Source organism: Pantoea sp. GbtcB22, assembly GCF_019091025.1.
In the GTDB taxonomy this organism is placed as follows: Bacteria; Pseudomonadota; Gammaproteobacteria; order Enterobacterales; family Enterobacteriaceae; genus Pantoea; species Pantoea leporis.
In genome coordinates this window covers 1-245 of record NZ_JAGXKB010000606.1, presented here as the reverse complement: position 1 = coordinate 245, position 245 = coordinate 1, and the positions used below count along the sequence as shown (strand labels likewise).

Annotated in this window: 1 pseudogene; it reads left to right on the top strand. The window is 55.9% G+C overall.

Going from position 1 to position 245, the window contains the following annotated elements:
- Positions 1-245: pseudogene (locus KVT28_RS26125) on the top strand (alanine racemase); the annotation flags it as partial.

Genomic DNA, 245 nt, shown 5'->3' with positions numbered 1-245 from the left:
ACCAAAACCCATAAAACTCTCTGGATTGCTGAGCAGCAGCACATGCGCGGCGCGCGCGGCATTACCGTAACTAAACCGAGTGAAGGCAACGCTTTTATTCTCGGTGGCGAACGCGTTCTGCTACTGGCTTACCCCGTAGTGCATGCCGAAACGCTGATAGAATTTTTGGCGGTGGCCGCACAACATCAGGCGCGCGATACCTGCATAGCGGATTGGACGGATGGCGTGGTGGCAAATGTGGCTGG